The sequence below is a fragment of the Clostridium sp. FP1 genome, from assembly GCF_011065975.2.
Lineage (GTDB): Bacteria > Bacillota > Clostridia > Clostridiales > Clostridiaceae > Clostridium_AD > Clostridium_AD tagluense.
In genome coordinates this window covers 5,055,531-5,075,758 of sequence record NZ_JAAMNJ020000001.1, presented here as the reverse complement: position 1 = coordinate 5,075,758, position 20,228 = coordinate 5,055,531, and the positions used below count along the sequence as shown (strand labels likewise).

20 protein-coding genes are annotated in these 20,228 nt (G+C 32.8%); 16 read left to right on the top strand and 4 right to left on the bottom strand.

Annotated elements, in window-relative coordinates:
* The first annotated feature begins 27 nt into the window (after positions 1–27).
* The 5 genes from G9F70_RS24155 (at position 28) to G9F70_RS24135 (ending at position 7,467) form a co-directional block, all read left to right on the top strand.
* Complete coding sequence (locus tag G9F70_RS24155) at positions 28–729, top strand: response regulator transcription factor (protein ID WP_164945912.1); 702 nt, start codon at positions 28–30, stop codon at positions 727–729.
* Complete coding sequence (locus tag G9F70_RS24150; RefSeq protein WP_164945911.1) at positions 713–2,167, top strand: sensor histidine kinase; 1,455 nt, start codon at positions 713–715, stop codon at positions 2,165–2,167. Before G9F70_RS24155 ends, G9F70_RS24150 begins: the two co-directional genes overlap by 17 nt.
* Positions 2,168–2,253: 86 nt before the next feature.
* Positions 2,254–3,567 carry a hypothetical protein gene (locus tag G9F70_RS24145; protein ID WP_164945910.1) on the top strand — a complete coding sequence of 438 codons (1,314 nt, stop codon included), beginning with the start codon at positions 2,254–2,256 and terminating at the stop codon, positions 3,565–3,567.
* 719 nt (positions 3,568–4,286) lie between these two features.
* Positions 4,287–6,929 carry a hypothetical protein gene (locus G9F70_RS24140; RefSeq protein WP_164945909.1) on the top strand — a complete coding sequence of 881 codons (2,643 nt, stop codon included), beginning with the start codon at positions 4,287–4,289 and terminating at the stop codon, positions 6,927–6,929.
* A 91-nt stretch (positions 6,930–7,020) separates the two neighbouring features.
* Positions 7,021–7,467 carry a staygreen family protein gene (locus tag G9F70_RS24135; RefSeq protein ID WP_164945908.1) on the top strand — a complete coding sequence of 149 codons (447 nt, stop codon included), beginning with the start codon at positions 7,021–7,023 and terminating at the stop codon, positions 7,465–7,467.
* 47 nt (positions 7,468–7,514) lie between these two features.
* On the opposite strand, the gene G9F70_RS24130 is transcribed toward G9F70_RS24135, so the two are convergent.
* From G9F70_RS24130 to corA, 4 genes are all read right to left on the bottom strand, one after another.
* Entirely contained in the window at positions 7,515–8,009 is a 495-nt protein-coding gene (locus G9F70_RS24130; RefSeq protein ID WP_164945907.1) for a TspO/MBR family protein, read from the bottom strand.
* A 194-nt stretch (positions 8,010–8,203) separates the two neighbouring features.
* Entirely contained in the window at positions 8,204–8,764 is a 561-nt protein-coding gene (locus G9F70_RS24125; protein ID WP_164945906.1) for an NUDIX hydrolase, read from the bottom strand.
* Between the two features lie 25 nt (positions 8,765–8,789).
* Positions 8,790–9,053: a zinc ribbon domain-containing protein gene (locus G9F70_RS24120; protein WP_164945905.1), complete on the bottom strand. Its 264-nt coding sequence runs from the start codon at positions 9,051–9,053 to the stop codon at positions 8,790–8,792.
* Positions 9,054–9,151: 98 nt separating this feature from the next.
* On the bottom strand, positions 9,152–10,105 hold the full coding sequence (gene corA / locus G9F70_RS24115) for a magnesium/cobalt transporter CorA (protein ID WP_164945904.1): 954 nt from the start codon (positions 10,103–10,105) through the stop codon (positions 9,152–9,154).
* 421 nt (positions 10,106–10,526) lie between these two features.
* Between corA and G9F70_RS24110 the strand changes: the two genes are divergently transcribed.
* The 11 genes from G9F70_RS24110 to G9F70_RS24060 all read left to right on the top strand — a co-directional run bounded on the left by G9F70_RS24110 (position 10,527) and on the right by G9F70_RS24060 (position 20,134).
* Positions 10,527–11,600 (top strand): NAD(P)H-dependent flavin oxidoreductase, encoded by a 1,074-nt coding sequence (locus tag G9F70_RS24110; protein WP_164945903.1) that lies wholly within the window; start codon positions 10,527–10,529, stop codon positions 11,598–11,600.
* An 83-nt stretch (positions 11,601–11,683) separates the two neighbouring features.
* Positions 11,684–12,136 (top strand): MarR family winged helix-turn-helix transcriptional regulator, encoded by a 453-nt coding sequence (locus tag G9F70_RS24105; protein WP_164945902.1) that lies wholly within the window; start codon positions 11,684–11,686, stop codon positions 12,134–12,136.
* A gap of 19 nt (positions 12,137–12,155) precedes the next feature.
* Positions 12,156–13,139: a beta-ketoacyl-ACP synthase III gene (locus G9F70_RS24100; RefSeq protein ID WP_164945901.1), complete on the top strand. Its 984-nt coding sequence runs from the start codon at positions 12,156–12,158 to the stop codon at positions 13,137–13,139.
* A 20-nt stretch (positions 13,140–13,159) separates the two neighbouring features.
* A complete protein-coding gene (gene acpP / locus G9F70_RS24095) occupies positions 13,160–13,390 on the top strand; it encodes an acyl carrier protein (RefSeq protein ID WP_164945900.1) in 231 nt (76 codons plus the stop codon).
* A gap of 310 nt (positions 13,391–13,700) precedes the next feature.
* Entirely contained in the window at positions 13,701–14,633 is a 933-nt protein-coding gene (gene fabK / locus G9F70_RS24090) for an enoyl-[acyl-carrier-protein] reductase FabK (RefSeq protein ID WP_164945899.1), read from the top strand.
* 71 nt (positions 14,634–14,704) lie between these two features.
* On the top strand, positions 14,705–15,640 hold the full coding sequence (fabD, locus tag G9F70_RS24085) for an ACP S-malonyltransferase (protein WP_164945898.1): 936 nt from the start codon (positions 14,705–14,707) through the stop codon (positions 15,638–15,640).
* Positions 15,641–15,705: 65 nt separating this feature from the next.
* A complete protein-coding gene (fabG, locus tag G9F70_RS24080; protein ID WP_164945897.1) occupies positions 15,706–16,446 on the top strand; it encodes a 3-oxoacyl-[acyl-carrier-protein] reductase in 741 nt (246 codons plus the stop codon).
* Between the two features lie 49 nt (positions 16,447–16,495).
* The gene (gene fabF / locus G9F70_RS24075; RefSeq protein WP_164945896.1) at positions 16,496–17,737 is read left to right on the top strand and encodes a beta-ketoacyl-ACP synthase II; all 1,242 of its coding nucleotides are present in this window, start codon (positions 16,496–16,498) and stop codon (positions 17,735–17,737) included.
* 2 nt (positions 17,738–17,739) lie between these two features.
* Positions 17,740–18,258: an acetyl-CoA carboxylase biotin carboxyl carrier protein gene (accB, locus tag G9F70_RS24070; protein ID WP_164945895.1), complete on the top strand. Its 519-nt coding sequence runs from the start codon at positions 17,740–17,742 to the stop codon at positions 18,256–18,258.
* Positions 18,259–18,308: 50 nt separating this feature from the next.
* Positions 18,309–18,755 carry a 3-hydroxyacyl-ACP dehydratase FabZ gene (gene fabZ / locus G9F70_RS24065; protein ID WP_164945894.1) on the top strand — a complete coding sequence of 149 codons (447 nt, stop codon included), beginning with the start codon at positions 18,309–18,311 and terminating at the stop codon, positions 18,753–18,755.
* 32 nt (positions 18,756–18,787) lie between these two features.
* On the top strand, positions 18,788–20,134 hold the full coding sequence (locus G9F70_RS24060; protein WP_164945893.1) for an acetyl-CoA carboxylase biotin carboxylase subunit: 1,347 nt from the start codon (positions 18,788–18,790) through the stop codon (positions 20,132–20,134).
* Positions 20,135–20,228: the final 94 nt, after the last annotated feature.

Genomic DNA, 20,228 nt, shown 5'->3' with positions numbered 1-20,228 from the left:
CTACTGTAAAATGTGGGGGTGTAACATTTGAACGAGAAAATACTAGTAGTAGATGATGAAGAAAGCATTTTGGATGTATTAACTTGTGCATTAAAAAGAGAGGGTTATTCAATAGAAAAAGCTCATAATGGACAAGAAGCCCTTGATAAAGTAAAAAGCTTTAATCCACATATAATAATTCTGGATTTAATGCTTCCTGTAATAAATGGTTATGATGTTTGCAAAAAACTAGAAAATGAAAATATTGGTATTATTATGCTTACAGCAAAAAATGATATTATAGATAAAATAGTAGGACTAGAACTAGGAGCAGATGATTATTTAACAAAACCTTTTGATCTAAGAGAAGTTCTTGCAAGGGTAAAGTCTCTAGCAAGAAGGTTTAAAAAGACTACAGATGAGAAGAGCAATGATTATCTTATTAATATTAAAGATTTTAATATTAATAAAAAACAAAGAAGCGTAAGTATAAAAAACGTAAAAATAGATTTTACACAAATGGAATTTGATTTATTATATTTGCTACTATTAAATCCAAATGTAGTCTATTCCAGGGGACGGCTTCTGGATATAGTATGGGATATGGAGTATATTGGTGGCACACGAACGGTTGATACACATGTCCAAAGAATAAGGAAAAAGTTAGGGGAAAATTATGAAAATTTAATACAAACTGTTCATGGTGTAGGATATAAAGGGGTTGAAGACTTATTTGAAAATAGGAATTAAATTCAAACTTATAGCGTTTACAGGCTCACTCTTGTTAATTGTTATATTATTTTTAAGTGTTTTCGTACTTAATGGAATAAAAATTTACCAAGATAAGGAAGACGAAGCGATTCTGTTTAAGCAAAAGGATATGTTTGAGCAATATTTTAGTGAACGCTCAAGCTTGGGTAATAATGGAACTAGGGATAAGGCAGAGCTTGCTCGTGGAAGCATATTTAACAAGCCCTGGCTTAGAACTATACCTGCCAGTGTATATGATACTAAAGGAGAGCTTCTTTCTGGATTTAAGGTAGATGGTAAGTTAAATGAAAATAAAGAAAAAGATATTATGATTGAGTATGCTATGCAAGGTAAAGTATCATTTGCAAAGAAGGATGGCGTAATATATTTTTATTCACCAATTAAATATAAAAATGGCATAGTAGCGATTTTGGAACTTGAATATTCAGTTAAAGAAAGTGCTTTATTTTATGATAATATAAAAAAAATGTTTTATGGAACAGGTTTTGTAGCATTGATATTTGGTGTAATTCTTGGAATTATTTACTTTTTTAACCTCACAAGAGATATATACATAATGAAAGATTCAGTAGAGAACATTCAAAGAGGTAATTTTCATAAAATACAACTAGCCAATCGTAATGATGAATTAGGGGAGCTAAGCAAAGGTATAGTATTCATGAGTAATACTATAGAAAAAAATATTGAAGAGCTTAAAGTTGAGAGAGATTCTTTGAACAATGCAATAGATAAATTAAAAAAAATGGACAAGGAGCAAAAGGAGTTTATAGGAAATGTAACTCATGAGTTTAAGACTCCCATTACTATTATAAAAGCATATGCAGAATTAATTGGAATGTATGAAAATGACTTGTGTTTAATAAATGATGGAACCACAAATATATCAAAAGAATGTGATCGTTTGGCAACTATGGTAGATAAGGTTTTAAATTTATCTGCTTTAGAAAAATACGATTTTGAAATACGGAAAAAAGAAGTGAATTTAAAGGAAATAATTGATGAAATATGTGCGCGAATCATGGGGAAAATAAAGAAAAACGATTTAACCTTCAAATCTAATATTGAAGATATTATTGTTACAATAGATGAAGAAAGTTTGAGACATGTTATTATTAATTTGATTGATAATGCTATAAAATACAATAGGCCTAGTGGAAGTATAGATATTGAATGTCATAAAAATGGTAATAAAATAACTATAATAGTTGCTGATACAGGAATAGGTATTTGTAAAGAAGATTTGCCTAAAATTTTTGAACCATTTTATAGAGTTGAAAGTCATAGAAGTCGTGAAACAGGGGGAGCTGGGCTAGGACTAGCCTTGGTGAAAAAGTTGGTTGAAAAGCAACAGGGCACTATAAATGTAGATTCTAAGTTAAATGAAGGTACTATTTTTTCTATTGAATTTTCTATATAGAGTTTGCAAAGTTGTGACATTTGTTTATAATTTTGTGAAAATTTTTTGATACTATGAGATTAGAAAGAAAAAAGGAGGAAAATTCAATGCTTAGAAAAAAGATTTTATCCCTGATTTTAACGGTAGCAGTTGTAGGTGGCATAATTACATATGGAATAAACTATAATACTTCAGATACACAAAACATAAAGGTAATGGCATACAAACCATCTGCTCAAACAAATGAAAAGGGCTATCAAATCCACAAATATCAAAAAATTGAAAGTGTTGCTTGGATTAATGATAATGAGGTTTTAACATTAACTAAAAAGGGAGAGTTTAAAATCCCATATTCTACTGAAGCTATAAAATACTGCAGTATCTATAATTTAAACACAAAAAGTTCTAAAGACTTTAAAAATGTAAATATAGATAAATTTATGGGTGTGTCTCCAGATAAAAAGTATGTTCTTTATGCAGAGGAAAGAATTATTCCTAAAGTCGAAAGTGAGTGGAAAAAGGCTCTTGATTCAGGGGAGCTTCTTCATAAAAATGTAAAATTATTAAATTTGTCTACAGGCGAAATTACTAATGTAAATACACAAAAACTTAATAGTGATGCACAATTCATATGGGTAAGTAACAATAAAATTTTAGCAAACTATTCTGACAAATGGAAAATCATTGATACAACTGGAAAAATATATAACCAGGGCAGCTACAATGCTGATGAATTTGATAGTGCGTCGATATCTGGTGTTGATGATATTAAAGATTTAGGAACCAGTGTAGAAGGTAAATTCTATTATACTCAAGACAAAAATGGAAAAGAAGGAGTTAAATTATGTACTGTAGATGTTAAAACTAAAGAAATAAAAGCTATTTTTTCAAATAAATACTCTAGCAGCGCAGATAAAAAAGGCAAAACAATTATAATTGAGCATTTTGATAATAATGGTGAACAATCACCTGATGGAGTATTTGTAAATAGAACTTTTGGAGCTATTATTATGGATGAAACTGGAAAAAAACTGCAAGATATAAAATTACCTAAAGGTAGACTTAGTAATACCTACGTACTATCACCTGATGGAAGTAAAGTTGCTTATGTAGAATATGCTAATGCTATCAATACTCCCCCTAACCATGAAACAACTATTAAAATTATAGATACTAAGACAGGTGTTATAAAAGAAATAGTTAAGGCTTCTAGTTTAAAAGATAAAGATGCAAAAATTGAATATCGTACATACCATTATATAGACAAAAACGGTAAGGTTGTAAAAACGAAGATACCTATAGTTCTAGCAATTTCAAATATTTGTTGGGATGGTACAAGCGCTGCTTTATCCTTTACTTATGGAGATTATCGTGCAGGTAATAGTCAAATAAATACTTATATTGTTAGTTTGGATAAATAAGTATAAATTATACAATTAAGTATGAGTTAGGTAATTTATATAAATAGAAAGTAAAAGTTTATTAATGGACTCATATTATAAACCTCTTGAACTTCGGTGACTGCTATGCAGCAACGATTTTTACGTGGGTTTTTTTTAATGAAAATTACTTTTACCCCATCTGTAACTACCATTAAATTACATTATCAACGGAGTTAAAACAGTTTAAGAAAACTCATAACAGTTTATTTCAATTTATTACCTCGTATTGTAATCCACATAAACCCTTAAAACATCTACAGTAGAACATAGTCATAAATATATATTACAAAAAAACAAAAATATATTATTAATATAAGTATAAAAAGCGCAAACATAAGTGAAATTTAAAATTTAAGAAACTTTAATAAGATGTATACCCCCATGAAAAATTTGTAATGTAATAAGTGGATTCATGACAAAGCCTTATATATAAATGGATTCATATGATTACATAGCACATATTTACTGTAATAAAAATAAATTTGTAATTATTTTTAATTTTTCCTTCAAAATTTAGCGGAGCGGCATATATATTCACTGAAAGTGTAATTGTAACAAGTAATTGGTTGTTTTTTATCCTAGAGATAATGCTTAGATAAGCCGTACAAAAGTAATAAAGTATAATGAATTTTGAAGATGAGTTAAGTAAAATAATGCTTAGAAATAAGCCGTACAAAAGTAATTAGGGGGTAACAAAATTGATGAATAAAATTACAAAAGGTTGTATAAGTGAAATACAGGATCATTTAAGAGATTACATAATAGAGCATAGTAGTAAAAGTAAAAATAGAAAATTCACATGTTTTAATAAAAGCGCCCATAGCCATAAGGATGAAGATCCAAGTGCAGCAATAGTGCCAGGAAGCAGTGGAATATTTTGGATATGTTTTAGTTGTGGAGCTAAAGGGGATATTTTTAAAGCTGCTCAGTATAAAGAGGGTATAGAGGGTTTTTATAATGGAGTAAAATTTTTAAGTGAAAAATATAATATTAAAATTGCAACAAAGCATAAAGGAACTTTTGTAGAACATGATAATATTAAAAATTGTCATAAGGATATTGTAGCTAATTACTATTATGAGGATGAACAGGGAAATACATTATATAAGATTTGTAGAAGGGAGTGGATGGATAACGGCAAAAGAAAGAAGGATTTCATGGCTTATACTAAAGATAATAGTAGCTGGGGTTTTGGAATAAAGAGTGCAAGACATGTTATTTATAAGCTGCCAGAGGTTTTAAAGGGCATTGAAAAGGATGAGAATATTTTCTTTGTAGAGGGAGAGAAGTGTGCGGATAAGGTATCAAAGCTGGGTCTAGTAGGTACTACCACTGCCTTTGGAGCTAGGGGATTTTCAGCGTATAGTGGGGATTATGTTTCTTCTTTAGTGGGAGCTAATATAGTTATTTTGCCTGACAATGATGAAAGTGGACGAGCTTATGCAAAGGAAGTTTTAAATGCAGTAAAGAATAAGGCTAAGTCTATTAAAATAATAGAGCTTCCAGATTTAAAACTTAAGGAAGATATTGTAGATTGGATAGAAAATGGAGGCACTGTGGAGAAATTAATTACTTTAGTTAAGGGTGCAGAAGAAACATTTATAGAGGAATGCAGGCCTCGGAGTAAAATTGTAGGAAATATTTTTGAAGACGAGTTTTGTTACTATAAATATCACAAGGATCAGAAAATTAATATTTCTAATTTTATTATTAATCCTAAATATTATATTGAAAATGAAGGGGATACTCAAATTACAGGAGATATTGTTACGGAGGACGGGGTTATAGGGGAGAGGATATTTAAGAGCTCTGATTTTGATGATGTAATATCGTTTAGAAAAGCAATAAACAGCTTTAAGACTTTTTATATAGGAAGGATAGAGGACCTTCAATATATAAGATTTATTATTTCGAATAAAACCTGTGATATAAGGAAGGGAGTTACATTCAGTGGGTTCCATAGGCTTAATAATAAGTGGTGCTTTGTATCAGAGCGGGGAGCTTTAGATTCTGAGGGAAAGTCTACCCTGGATATAGTTATGCAAAATCAATATGCAGAGCTTAATACTAATATTTTAGATAATGATGCTATAACTAGAGAAGAGCTTTTATTAATTGCGCCATACCTATTTAAATTTAGTATATTAAAAAATACGGCATCTATATTAGGGTATGTATGTGGTTTGTTTTTGAAAGAAAAGCTTAAAAGCAATAAAATTCAATATAATCATCTTTTAATAGAAGGCGAGAGCAGTAGTGGTAAAAGTAGTGCTGTAAAGTATATTATCACTCCTATATTGTGCATGGAGGATGGCATATTAAATGCGGCACAGTGTACAGATTTTGCATTAAACAAAACTGCCGGAAGTAGCAATTTTATACCTCTTATTTTAGAGGAATACAAGCCTCACATAATAGGTAAGTACAAGGTTGATTTAATATCAGGGGTTATGAGAAATTCTTATGATAATTATAAGGGGATAAAAGGGGTAGCCACCTTAGATAAAAATAGATGCTTTATTCCTAGAGCTTCAGTGATTTTGTCTGGGGAGGTAGGAATAGAGGAAACGGCTAATGTGGGAAGGAGCCTTAGAGTTATATTTGCAACTTCTTATTTTGACCAGGGAACTAAGGAAAGTCTAGAAAAATTAAAGGAAAACTCAATTTTACTAAATAAACTTGGAGCGAGTCTTTTGAAGGAGGGCTTAAAAATGGAAGAGAAAAAAATTAAGGAAATTCATAGTGCAACTTTTGAAAAAGTGATTGGCGATAATATTAAAAATGATAGGGTTAGAAATTCTATAAGCAATTGTATTCTTGGTATAGTTTTACTTAAAAAAGTATTTGACGACTTAGCTTTAAATATGGAGGAGTGTACAGACTATTCTATTAAGGATATTATTTCATCAATAGAAAAGGGAGCCTATGAGGATTTATTAGATGGTGGTTCAAGTAATAAAACAGTTATAGAACAAAATTTCGAAACTATGAATCGTATGGCAGCTAATAATGAACTTTTAAGGAATATTGACTATGATGCAGTGCTAGATTTAGACGGGGATTTTGTGCTGCGCCTTAATTATACATCCTTTTATGATAGGTTTGTAAAATACTGTAGAGAGCATAATGTGACCCACGAGGTGTTACCTCTGAGCAGTTTTAAAAAACAATTGAGTAATATGCAGTATTGTAAATTCTATAATAAGCCTGTGAATTTTTCAGTGAGACTAGAGAATCCAAAGGACAAGAAGACTTTTAGGAGTGCAGTGGTTTATATTGGTAAGCTTAGGGAAAAGAATGTTGATATAGATTTTATGGCGGATGATAATATGGTAGAGTGAAGAAAATTTTAACTTTTATTGCATAAAAAAGAACATAAAAACACTTAACTTCATAATATAAATAATGTATTTATATTGTGGAGGGAAAGCCTTGAAAAAATTAAATCCTGAAAAACTACAAGTTAAATTTGGTGCTATGACAAGTGAAACACAGCCAATTATACCCAGAAAATATACCCTTACCCATTCAGATACTACAGGAGAACTATTTCTCACAATTGCAGCAAAATATGATTATGATAAAATCACTAATATGAGAGATGAAGTGCTAGGGGAATGGAGTAGGGCTAATGATGACTATGCCCTGATGGTTAATGTTATGGTAGACAAAGAAAAGAACGCAGTAATGTCCGCTATCCGTAATGATGTATTTGTAAAAGAGCTCCCTTTGGCATTAGAAGCAATTGTTTATGGAGATAGGGAGCTTTTAAAAGCTAATACTTTTTTATACAAAGCACCTATTTATGTGAAATTTAATTCTGCTTATCCTAGGTTTAATCGCCAGGAGCTTTGGGGAACTCTGTCAGATTATGAGTAAAGATATCCTTCACAAGCCCTTAATATAGAACAAGTGCAGGTGATTATTTAATTTAGCATCCATATAGCATAATTTAAAACCCCAGCAAAGGATACCCAAACTATATAGGGAATCATAAGATAGGCAGAAGGTTTATCTATTCTATAAAACTCAAAAGTAGTTAAAAGAATGAATACTAATAATAGAAGCAATTCTAAAAAAGCTATTGCATAGAGCCTAAATCTGAAAAATATAATAGACCAAAGAAAGTTTAAAAATAACTGGACAACATATAAAATTAATGCTTTTGTTACATCCTCCCCGGATTTACCTTTCATCCAAATTCTATAAGCAGCTACAGCCATTAAAAAGAATAGAATAGTCCATACTACAGGAAAAACCCATCCAGGTGGTGAAAAGGAGGGTTTATTGAAATTTTTATAATCCTTAGAGGCGGTCATGCTCAAAAAACCACTTAAAAAACCTACGCCTTCTGCTAGTAGAACGCTAATAATAAGAGCAACAATGTTTTTTTCGCCTTTTACCTTAAAAATACTAAACATAGCTTATCTCCTTTTCTATTTTTTTATTATAAAAACTCTAGTTAAAGTAAAATATTTTAACTATATATTTTATAATATATTTATTTTGAAGTTATATTATACCTATAAGAATTTTAGGTGGGTGGTGACACTCTTTTGCCTTTAGAAAGCTAGCCATATGAAAAGTGTTGCTTTAAGTTATATTTTCATATAATTTAAAGCAACGCTTTAATTTTACATATTAATTTTTCATACACCTTTTGCATATGAGGTTCATCGCTATATAAATTAACCTCATCTATTGGAATCCATTTCACAGCACTATTTTCATCTACTTTTACAATAAGTGGTTCGTCTTCATCAGCCTGGATTAAATAAGCAAGAGACAAATGTAAATGTGCGGATACGTAGTTGCCATTTTTTACATGACCAAGCACGGGCAATAGGTCTAATGATAATATCTGGGAGGTCACAGGGAAAATATTCTTCACTCCAGTTTCCTCACTTGCTTCTTTAATTGCAACAGCCAGTAAATCATCTTCTCCATCTGCATGGCCACCTGTCCATGACCAGGAATTATATATATTGTGGTGTACCATTAACACTTTATCTTTTGTTTTATTTACTACAAAGCCAGAGCTTGTTATGTGAGCAATGCGATTATCCCGAGTTAAAATATCATCAAATTTATTTATACAATACTCAATTAGCTCTTTATCTTTTTTCTCTTGTTCATTATAAGGAGTATAGTTTTTTATTGAATTAATCCAATTCATAGTTAATCTCACTTTCTTCTTTATATTATTTTTTCCACCTTTTTAGTTTATGAGTATTTCTTGTTAAGAATTTTGCCACAAATTTAGGGAGCTTCATTTCTATTATTTTATTAGTTACCATTTCTTTCATTTCAATCACAGTAATATCAGGTGAAGTGAATTCACCATTTTCATAGCAATGACGGCAATACATTTCACTTAAACTTCCGTTAGCTTCAGTTCCAATATATTTTTCATCTTTATTCAAAGGCATTCCACAACTTTGACAATTGATTTCTTTATTTTTCATAATACACACCCCGTTTCTAATATATATTAAGCTTTTAACGACATTTAAGAAGGAAAGTCTCCAACTTGCTTAGACCCCTATGATTTATTAAAAATAAGCTATATATCAAACCACCCTTTACGTTTAAACCATAAAAACATCTCTATAGCAATAATAGCCATAATCAATACAACTACAAAATAACCATACTTCCAAGTAAGTTCAGGCATATTTTGAAAATTCATACCATAAACTCCTACTATAAATGTTAGTGGTATAAATATACTTGTCATAACAGTTAAAACCATCATATTTTTATTCATACGAGTTGAATTTATGGATAAATAATTATCACGCATATCAGAAGTCATTTCCCTATTAGAAGCTATCATATCTGAAAGTTTAACTAAATGATCGTGAATATCAGAAAAATATAATTTATGTTCATGAAACCCATAAAGCCTCTCAGAGTTTAATATCCTATATAACAAATCGCGCATAGAATTTACAATTCTTCGGAGCTTTAATAAATCACTCCTTATATCAAAGACTTCATCCATTAAGCTGTGAATGGGCTTTTTCAAACTATTAATTTCAATTTCATTTAACCTATCTTCAATTTTATTAATAGCTGGAAAGAAGTAATCAACTATTTTATCTAACACTTGATGGACAATATAAGAGGGGCCTTTATCCCAATTTTTTTCATTTATTTTTGCCCGCTGCCAGGCTTCATCTAATTCCTTTAGTTGAGTACTGTGATAAGACAGGATGTACCTAGTGCTTACAAAAAGAGAGACTTCCACTGGATCTAAAGTATCTTTATCTAAAGCATTAAGTACAAAAAAATTATAATCATCATAATAATCTAGTTTAGGGCTATTTAATGAAAACACACAATCCTCTATGGACAATTGATGAAAATGAAAATAGGTGTCTAATAAGGAAATTTCTTCTTGGTTAGGATCATTAAAATCCATCCAATACCACATTATGTTATCTTTTGATAACTCATCTAAAGGCAAATCATAAATTAGCTTTAGATCTTTTGTAATAGCTAAAACACGAATCAAATAAACTCATCCTTTCTTTGGACATGTTTGTAAAATAAAAATGTAATTACACTATTTAACGACATTTCAGAAGGAAAGACTACCACTTCTGTAAGTAGGAGTCTAACTCTCCTTCTGAAGTCGTTAATATTGCAGCATCGCAGATGATGATTTAATAGTAAAAGAAAGCCTACTCACAAGTATCAAACTATAATAATTCCATTATAATACAATCATTGCTAATGACAACCAAAATATTAAATAAAAGCACAATTATATTAATATTTTTTAAAATATAGTAAATACTAAGAAGTATGGAAATATAAATCTATATTATAAAAAATAGTTATAAAATACTTTTTGTCTTGACATACAATATAAAAATATATATACTTTGACTATCAAACTATTTGAAAATCAAAGTAAAGGGAGATGGATAATTATGAAGTTACCTCCTTTAAAAATTGGAGAATTAATAGCAAGTGTTCCTATAATTCAAGGCGGTATGGGGGTAGGAGTATCCCTTTCCGGTCTTGCATCGGCTGTTGCAAATGAGGGTGGAATTGGAATAATATCCACTGCTCAAATTGGGTATAATGAAAAAGACTTTGCAAACAATGCAAAGCAAGCAAATAAAAGAGCATTAAGAAGTGAAATTAGGCGCGCTAGAGAATTAAGTCCTAAGGGTATTATAGGAATAAATATAATGGTAGCTATGAATAATTATGAGGAATTAGTAGTAACTGCTCTAGAAGAAGGCATAGATTTAATAATATCTGGTGCAGGTCTTCCACTTAATTTACCTAAAATAGTTAAAGGATTCAAAACAAAGCTTGCACCTATAGTATCATCAGCAAAAGCAGCTACTGTTATATCAAAGATGTGGGATAGGAAAGAGAATTGTGCTGCAGATTTAATTGTTGTTGAAGGACCAGAAGCGGGCGGACATCTTGGCTTTTCTATGGAATCCTTAATAGAAAATAAAGCCCAAGACTTAAAGGACATAGTTAAAGAAGTTATTGAGGCGATTAAGCCTTTTGAAGAAAAGTATAATAAAAAAATTCCTGTAATAGCTGCTGGTGGAATTTATACTGGAGCAGATATTGCCGAGTTTATAAAACTTGGTGCGGCAGGGGTACAAATGGCTACTAGATTTGTAGCTACTGAGGAATGTGACGCTTCTTTAGCTTTTAAAATGGCCTATGTTAATTCAAAACAAGAAGATATAAAGATAGTAAAAAGCCCTGTAGGTATGCCAGGGAGAGCTATAAATAATGAGTTTATGAAAAGCGTCTTGGAAAAAGGATGTAAAGTAGATAAATGCTATTTATGCATAAAGGATTGTGACCCAAGACAAACCCCTTACTGTATTACAGAAGCATTAATACAAGCAGTAAAAGGAAACTTAGACAAGGGACTTATTTTTGTGGGAAGCAATGCCTGCAAAGTAGATAAAGTCATTTCAGTTAAAGAACTTATGAGTGAACTAGTAACAGAGGCAGAACTTGCGCTTTAAAAATATTGACAAATACCACTACCAAAGATATACTTTGATTATCAAAGCATTTGAAAATCAAAGTATGGGAAATGGTGATAAGCATGAGTAAATGTGTTGGCGTTGTCAATGAGCTTCTAGTAGAGACCTTTAATGATATATTGCAAATAGAACATAAGGCACTTAAAGAAGGGATACTTAAGGATCTATCAATAACAGAAGTTCATACTATTGATGCAATAGGAATGTATGAATATAGAACTATGACAGAGGTATCTCAAGATCTTAAAATAACTTTGGGTACTCTTACTACAGCTGTAAGTAAACTTTTAAAAAAAGGGTATGTAGATAGAAAAAGAGGGGAAGAAGATAGAAGATCAGTAATGATTGCCCTTACTAGAAAAGGAAAGCTGGCCTATAGAATACATGATAAATTTCATTCTCATATGGTGCACGCAACTATAGATGTTCTTAATGATGAAGAAGAAGAGGTACTAATAAAATCTCTTGAAAAATTGAACAATTTCTTCAAAGAAAAATATAAATTAGAAGGTTAACGAAAGGGGTAGTTGAGCAATGAATGAGGTACAAATAATTGGTACAGGAAGTTATGCGCCTATAAACATAATGACTAATCATCAAATGTCAGAGATTGTAGATACTTCTGATGAATGGATAACTTCTAGAACCGGCATCAAGCAGAGACATATATCACAAGGTGAAAACACTTCAGACCTGGCCACAAAAGCTGCATTAGAGGCATTAAAGGATGCGAATGTTAATGCTTGCGATATAGATCTTATAATTCTTGCAAGTACATCACCAGATCAATTTCTTCCAGCTACTGCATGTATAGTTCAAGGAAATATTGGAGCAGTAAATGCTATGGCCTTTGATATATCAGCAGCATGTACGGGGTTTATATTTGCCCTTAATATAGCAGTGCAATTTTTAAAAACTGGTAACCGCAAAAGGGCTTTAATAATAGGTGCTGAGGTATTATCAAAGATTGTTGATTGGACAGACAGAAACACTTGTGTACTCTTTGGTGATGGTGCAGGAGCAGCAGTAATTGAGGCAGGTAATACGCCAGGGGTTATTTCTGTAAATTCAACTTCAGAAGGTGAAAAGGGTGAATTTTTAACTTGCCCAACTGTAGATGTAAAAAATACTTTTACAAAAGGGAATGAAGATTTTAAAGCAACACTAAGTATGGATGGTAAAGAGATTTTTAGATTTGCAGTAAGAGTTATTGAGAGTAGCATAGATAAAATTTTAAAAGAAAACAATTGTACACTCGGCGATATTAAGTATGTAGTTTGCCATCAAGCAAACTCTAGAATAATAGATTTTGTTGTTAAAAGATTGAAGGCTGACAAAGATAAATTTTATGTGAATTTAGACATGTATGGAAATACTTCAGCAGCAAGTATACCCATAGCTTTAGATGAGATAAACAAAAAGAATTTACTTACAGCTGGAGATAAAATTATACTTGTAGGCTTTGGCGGTGGGTTAACCTACGGAGCTTCATTAATAGAATGGACAAAAAGTAAATAAAATATTAGGAGGAATTAATAATGGTATTTGAAAAAGTTAAAAATGTAATAGTTGAACAATTAGGTATAGATGAGGTAGAAGTTACAATGGAGGCAAATTTTGCGGATGATTTAGGAGTAGATTCTCTTGAAATATTTGAGATTGTAATGTCACTAGAAGAAGCTTTTGAAATCGAAATACCAAATGAAGATATCGAAAACATTAAGGATATAAAGGGAATTGTTGCATATATAGAAGCAAAACTTAAATAATAAAAATTGTGGGGTTAGATAATTAGAGAGCTGAACTACTAAGTGTATTAAAATTTAGTTTCCTTCAGTACATTAAAAAAAGTATATATTACGTGAAATGTAGTTTTAGTAATATATACTTTTTTTTATATAATTATCTAACCCTAATTATATACTTTTAACGACATTTCAGAAGGAAAGTCCCCCACTTCTATAAGTGGGGGTCACATACTATAACAAAAAGAAAACTTCAGTGGGACTCTAACTCTCCTTCTGAAGTCGTTAATTACAGCTCCCCAGGAGATGATTTAAACAATCAAGGAGGAACGAAATGTTAAATTCTGTATTTTTTAAAAGCTTAGGTGTAAAATATCCAATAATACAAGGTGGAATGGCTTGGGTTGCAGATAGTAGCTTAGCTTCTGCGGTATCAAATGCAGGGGGGCTGGGTATTATAGCAGCAGCCAATGCGCCTACCTCTTATATAAGAGATGAAATTAGAAAAGCAAAACAGTTAACAGACAAACCTTTTGGTGTGAATATAATGCTACTCAGTGAGAATGCAGAAGAAATTGCACATCTTGTATGCGAAGAAGGGGTTAAAGTGGTTACTACAGGGGCAGGAAACCCAGGAAAATACATGGAACTTTGGAAGGCACATGGAATTAAAGTAATACCGGTAGTTCCTTCTGTGGGCCTTGCTAAGCGTATGGAGAGAGCAGGAGCAGATGCAGTTATTGCAGAAGGATGTGAATCAGGAGGGCATATTGGTGAACTTACAACTATGGCACTGGTTCCTCAAGTTGTTGATGCAGTTAATATTCCTGTAATTGCAGCGGGGGGCATAGGCGACGGACGTGGCGTGGCAGCAGCCTTTATGCTTGGAGTACAGGGAGTTCAAGTAGGAACAAGGTTTTTAGTAGCAAATGAATGTACAATACATGAAAATTACAAGCACAAAGTATTAGTGGCAAAGGATATAGATTCAGTGGTTACAGGAAGATCTACAGGGCATCCTATTAGGGTTTTAAAAAACAAGTTATCAAGACAATTCCAAAAGCTTGAAAAGGAAAATGCTCCAGTAGAGGCTTTAGAGGAACTCGGCCGAGGATGTTTACCAAGAGCAGCAAAAGAAGGCGATATAGAGATGGGGTCTATTATGGCAGGACAAATCGCAGGTCTTGTAAAGAAAGAACAAAGCTGCAAGGAAATTATAGAAGAAATGTTTACAGAGGCAGAAGAAGCTATTAAAAAGTTCATATAAAAAAGGATATTATTATTTGAAATAGATGAAGTTATAAAAAGAACCAAAGGCTATGATTAAGGAGGGGAATTATGAGTAAAATTGCTTTTATTTTTCCGGGACAGGGAGCCCAATATATTGGAATGGGCAAGGAATTATTTGAGAATATAGAGGAATGCAGGAATATATTTAATATAGCAGATAGTGAACTTGGCTTTGAACTAAGTAAACTTTGTTTTGAAGGGACGCAGGAGGAGCTAAATATCACAGAGAATACACAACCAGCCATTTTAACTACTAGCATAGCAGCGCTTGTGGCATTAAGTCAAAAGGGCATAAAATGTGATGTAACTGCAGGACTTAGTCTTGGAGAATACTCAGCACTTGTTTGTAGTGGAGCTATGGATTTTAAAGACGCTGTAAAGCTTGTTAAAAAGCGAGGAAGATTCATGCAACAAGCGGTGCCTGTGGGAATAGGAACTATGGCAGCAATAATAGGCCTTACTACAAATTGTGTTGAAGAAGTTTGCATTGAAGCTAGAGCTTCTGGCATAGTAGAAATCTCTAATTTAAATTGCCCGGGACAAATAGTAATTGCTGGGGAAATAGCGGCGGTGGAACTTGCTTGTGCTGTGGCATTGGAAAAAGGTGCAAAAAAAGCAGTGATTTTACCAGTAAGTGCACCCTTCCATACTTCTATGCTAAAGCCAGCAGCAGAAAAGCTAGAAATTGAGCTTGAAAGTATAAAACTTAAAGACATTATTGTTCCAGTAATGACAAATGTAAACGGCGATTATGTAAAGAATAAGGATGATATAAAAGCTAATTTAAAACTTCAAGTTATGAGCTGCGTTTTATGGGAAACAATTATAAGAAATATGATAAAAGATGGCGTTGATACCTTCGTAGAGATAGGACCAGGTAAGGTATTACGTGGCTTTATTAAGAATATAGATAGAAAACTTACAGTACTTAATGTAGAAGATATGGTATCTTTGGACAAAGCAGTAGAAGTGCTTAAGAAGTAGAATTTCCTAAGAAGCAAAAGCTTTAAGAAGCAAGGTCACTACAAAAGATGTAAAGGAGAGAAGATATGTTAAAAGGAAAAACAGCAGTAGTTACAGGAGCTAGCCGTGGTATTGGAAGAGCTATAGCATTGAAGCTAGCAAAGCTTGGAGCAAATATAGTTGTTAATTATAGAAGCAGTGCAGGCGCAGTTCAGGAAGTAGTCAAAGAAATAGAAGCGTTAGGTGCTAAGGCACTAGCAGTTCAGTGTGACATAAGTAGTTATAGTGATGTAGAGAATATGATGAAAAAATGTGTTGAACAATTTGGAAGCTTAGATATTTTAGTTAATAATGCCGGCATAACAAAAGATGGTCTTTTAATGAGAATGAAGGAAGAGGATTTTGATAGCGTTATAGATATCAACTTAAAGGGTGCTTTTAATTGCACAAGGCATGTATCAGCAATAATGCTTAAGAAGCGAAGTGGAAGAATAATAAATATATCCTCAGTGTCTGGACTTACAGGAAATGCAGGTCAAGTAAATTATTCCGCGGCTAAAGCGGGAATAATAGGTATGACAAAGGCTGTTGCTAGAGAATTTGCAAGCCGTGGAGTTACTTGTAATGCAGTAGCGCCAGGATATATTCAAACAGATATGACGGATAGTTTGTCCCAAAAAGTAAAAGAGGCTGTACTTAGCGGTATTCCATTAAAAAGACTTGGCATGCCTTGTGATGTTGCAAATGCAGTAGCATTTTTAGCCTCAGAGGAAGCTTCATACATAACAGGTCAAGTTATAAACGTAGATGGTGGAATGGTAATGTAGTCAAAAATTAATAGGTTACTTTTAGTGATAATTAAAGGAGGTTCAATTTATGAAAAATAGAGTTGTTATTACAGGCATGGGAGCAGTTACTCCTATAGGAAATGATGTAGTTAATTTTTGGAATAATGTAAAAGAAGGTACTTGCGGCATAGATGTAATTAAATCTTTTGATATTTCAGAGTTCAAATGTAAGTTGGGCGCAGAGGTTAAAGATTTTGATGTAACAGTGGCATTAGATAAAAGAGAAGCTAGGAAAATGGATAAATATTGTCAGTATGCAATGGTTGCAGCAGACGAAGCTATTAAAAATTCAGGACTTGACTTAAATGCGATAGATAGTGAAAGATTAGCAGTTATAGTTGGTTCAGGAATAGGTGGACTTGGTACTATTGAGCAAGAGTATGCAAAACTTATGGAAAAGGGCCCGGGTAGAGTGTCACCATTTTTAATACCTATGATAATAGGAAATATGGCAGCAGGAAACATTGCAATAAAGTATGGCGCTAAAGGTAAGTGCACTAGTGTAGTTACTGCTTGTGCTACAGGAACTAATGCTATAGGAGATGCTTTCCACATGATTCAAGATGGAAGAGCAGACATAATAATAGCTGGAGGAGCAGAAGGATCAATAACTCCACTAGCTTTAGCAGGGTTTACTTCTTTAACAGCTTTAACTAAAAGTGAAGATCCGCTAAGAGCATCTATTCCTTTTGACAAAGAGCGAAGCGGTTTTGTTATGGGTGAGGGTGCAGGAATAGTTATACTTGAATCTTTAGAGCATGCTAAAAAAAGAAATGCAAAAATATATGCAGAGATGAGTGGTTATGGAGCAACTTGTGATGCCTATCATATAACTTCACCAGCGCCAAATGGAGAAGGTGCTGCAAGAGCAATGGTAATGGCCCTTGAGGATGGAGATGTTAAGGCAGAAGAAGTATCTTACATCAATGCACACGGAACCAGTACTCCTTATAATGACAAGTTTGAAACTGCAGCTATAAAATCTGCATTTGGAGAATACGCATATAAAATACCTATAAGTTCAACAAAGTCTATGACAGGACACCTTCTGGGAGCATCGGGAGCTATAGAAGCTATAGTATGTGTAAAAGCCTTAGAAGAAAGTTTCGTGCCAGCAACTATAGGATATAGTATTCCAGATGAAGAGTGTGATTTAGATTACGTTCCAAATATTGGACGCGAACAGGGACTTAAATATGCAATGTCTAATTCACTAGGCTTCGGTGGTCATAATGCTACTATATTGCTTAAAAAATGGGATGGTAAATAATTATGGATTATAAAAATATTCAAGAACTGATAAAAACTGTTAGTGAGTCACAGCTTACATCCTTTGAAATTGAGACAGAAGGCATTAAAATAAAGATGGAGAAAAAAGAAGAGCAGGTGCAAGTTCCGAGAGTTCCTGTGAATGCTCCGCCTGTACAATCAGTTATTAACGATACATTAAATAGAGAAAGTATAGCTACAAATAAAATTTCTGAAGAGAAAATACAAAGCAATATAGTGAGCACTATAGAAAATGTAGCTAAGGTAGTACCTGAGGAAAGTCTATTTGTAGTAAAATCACCTATTGTTGGAACTATGTACTCATCACCTGGTGATGAATCACAGAATTTCGTAAAAATTGGGTCTGTGGTTAAAAAGGGAGACACCCTTTGTATTCTAGAAGCTATGAAGCTTATGAATGAAATTGAAAGTGAAGTAGATGGAGAAATTGTAGAAGTATTAGTCTTAAATGAAGATATGGTAGAGTACGGGCAGCCATTATTTAAAATACGTAAAAAATAGTGGAGGCGTCATCTGAGAATTGTAATAGAGTGAAAGGTGGAAGGGGTATTATGGAAAATATAAAAGGTACTACTTTGAATATAAAACAAATTCAAGAAATTATTCCTCATAGATATCCATTTTTATTTGTGGATAAAGTAGAGGAATTAGAGCCAGGAAAAAGAGCTGTAGGGTACAAGAATATTACTATGAATGAGTATTTCTTTCAGGGTCATTTTCCAACGGAACCTATACTTCCAGGAGTAATAATAATTGAAGCTCTTGCACAGGTTGGAGCAGTAGCACTTTTAAGTATGGAAGATTACAAAGGTAAAATTGCTTATTTTGGTGGTATCAATAAAGCCAGATTTAGAAAAAAAGTTGTTCCTGGAGATGTACTAAAGCTTGAGGTAGAAATAATCAAAATGAAGGGACCTGTTGGAATTGGAAAGGCATTAGCTACAGTAAATGGAGAAAAGGTTGCAGAAGCTGAAATTACGTTTGCAGTAGGGATCTAATAATAATTTTAAGGGCAGGGAAGGTAAATAATATGTTTAAGAAGATATTAATTGCTAATAGAGGCGAAATAGCAGTAAGAATAATTAGGGCTTGTCATGAAATGGGCATCCAAACAGTAGCGGTATATTCTGAGGTAGATAAAACAGCTCTTCATACCCAGATGGCAGATGAGGCTATATGTATAGGACCAGCTAAATCTAAGGATAGTTATTTAAACATGCAAAATATTTTAAGTGCCACAGTGCTTACAGGCGCAGAAGCAATTCATCCTGGATTTGGGTTTTTATCTGAAAACAGTAAATTTGCACAGATGTGTGAGGAATGTAATATAAAATTTATAGGGCCGGATTCACAAAACATCGATAATATGGGTAATAAGCTAAAGGCAAGAGAAATCATGATAAAGGCGGGAGTACCGGTGGTACCCGGATCAGAAGGAGCCATTGAGTCTGAAGAAGATGCAATAAGTTCAGCGCAGGAAATAGGGTATCCTGTAATGATAAAAGCTTCAGCGGGTGGAGGTGGACGTGGTATAAGAGTTGTTGCAAAAGTAGAAGATCTTATAACCGCATTCAATACTGCTAAAACAGAGTCAAAGACAGCTTTTGGTGATGACACAATGTATATGGAGAAATTCATAGAAGAGCCAAGACATATAGAGTTTCAAATACTTGCAGATGAGCACGGAAATGCTATTCATCTTGGAGAGAGAGACTGTTCTATACAAAGGCGGAATCAAAAGGTAATAGAAGAGGCACCAGGAGTTGTAATGACGGAGGAACTTAGAAAACAGATGGGTGAGGTTGCAGTTAAAGCAGCTAAGTCTATTAAATATAAAAATGCTGGAACTATAGAGTTTTTATTAGATAAGTATGGGAAATACTATTTTATGGAGATGAATACACGCATTCAGGTAGAGCATCCAATAACAGAAATGATCACAGGAGTAGATTTAGTTAAAGCTCAGATAATGATTGCTTCGGGACAAGTGCTCCCTTATAAGCAGAAGGATATAAAGATTCAGGGGCATGCTATTGAATGTAGAATAAATGCAGAAAATCCAAGTAAAAACTTCATGCCTTGCCCAGGTGAAATAAAATCGCTTCACCTTCCTGGGGGAAATGGAGTAAGGATTGATAGTGCGGCATATCAAGGGTACAAAATTCCGCCTACCTATGACTCCATGATAGGAAAACTAATTGTACACGGAAAAGATAGGCAGGAAGCGCTATGTAAAATGAGAAGGGCCTTAGGAGAGTTTATAATTGAAGGTGTGGATACTAATATAGACTTCCAATTTAAAATAGTAAACAATAAAAACTTTATAAATGGGAATTTTGATACTAGCTTTATTAGTAAAGAATTCAAAAATATCTAAAAGTAGCTAAATATATACTGGAATTTATTGCCTGAAAGTTTTATACTAGAAGAATGAGTATAGGATATAGGAGAATTGATATAGGGAAGTTAGA

What these genes read in the sequence shown, in the direction of transcription:
- G9F70_RS24130 (WP_164945907.1), bottom strand. Translation starts at nt 8,009, where the DNA reads ATGTTTAGTATTTTTAAGGTAAAAGGCGAAAAAAACATTGTTGCTCTT.
- G9F70_RS24110 (WP_164945903.1), top strand. Translation starts at nt 10,527, where the DNA reads ATGAAGTTACCTCCTTTAAAAATTGGAGAATTAATAGCAAGTGTTCCT.
- G9F70_RS24100 (WP_164945901.1), top strand. Translation starts at nt 12,156, where the DNA reads ATGAATGAGGTACAAATAATTGGTACAGGAAGTTATGCGCCTATAAAC.
- G9F70_RS24145 (WP_164945910.1), top strand. Translation starts at nt 2,254, where the DNA reads ATGCTTAGAAAAAAGATTTTATCCCTGATTTTAACGGTAGCAGTTGTA.
- G9F70_RS24120 (WP_164945905.1), bottom strand. Translation starts at nt 9,053, where the DNA reads ATGAAAAATAAAGAAATCAATTGTCAAAGTTGTGGAATGCCTTTGAAT.
- G9F70_RS24125 (WP_164945906.1), bottom strand. Translation starts at nt 8,764, where the DNA reads ATGAATTGGATTAATTCAATAAAAAACTATACTCCTTATAATGAACAA.
- fabG (WP_164945897.1), top strand. Translation starts at nt 15,706, where the DNA reads ATGTTAAAAGGAAAAACAGCAGTAGTTACAGGAGCTAGCCGTGGTATT.
- G9F70_RS24105 (WP_164945902.1), top strand. Translation starts at nt 11,684, where the DNA reads ATGAGTAAATGTGTTGGCGTTGTCAATGAGCTTCTAGTAGAGACCTTT.
- fabD (WP_164945898.1), top strand. Translation starts at nt 14,705, where the DNA reads ATGAGTAAAATTGCTTTTATTTTTCCGGGACAGGGAGCCCAATATATT.
- accB (WP_164945895.1), top strand. Translation starts at nt 17,740, where the DNA reads ATGGATTATAAAAATATTCAAGAACTGATAAAAACTGTTAGTGAGTCA.
- acpP (WP_164945900.1), top strand. Translation starts at nt 13,160, where the DNA reads ATGGTATTTGAAAAAGTTAAAAATGTAATAGTTGAACAATTAGGTATA.
- G9F70_RS24060 (WP_164945893.1), top strand. Translation starts at nt 18,788, where the DNA reads ATGTTTAAGAAGATATTAATTGCTAATAGAGGCGAAATAGCAGTAAGA.
- fabK (WP_164945899.1), top strand. Translation starts at nt 13,701, where the DNA reads ATGTTAAATTCTGTATTTTTTAAAAGCTTAGGTGTAAAATATCCAATA.
- fabZ (WP_164945894.1), top strand. Translation starts at nt 18,309, where the DNA reads ATGGAAAATATAAAAGGTACTACTTTGAATATAAAACAAATTCAAGAA.
- fabF (WP_164945896.1), top strand. Translation starts at nt 16,496, where the DNA reads ATGAAAAATAGAGTTGTTATTACAGGCATGGGAGCAGTTACTCCTATA.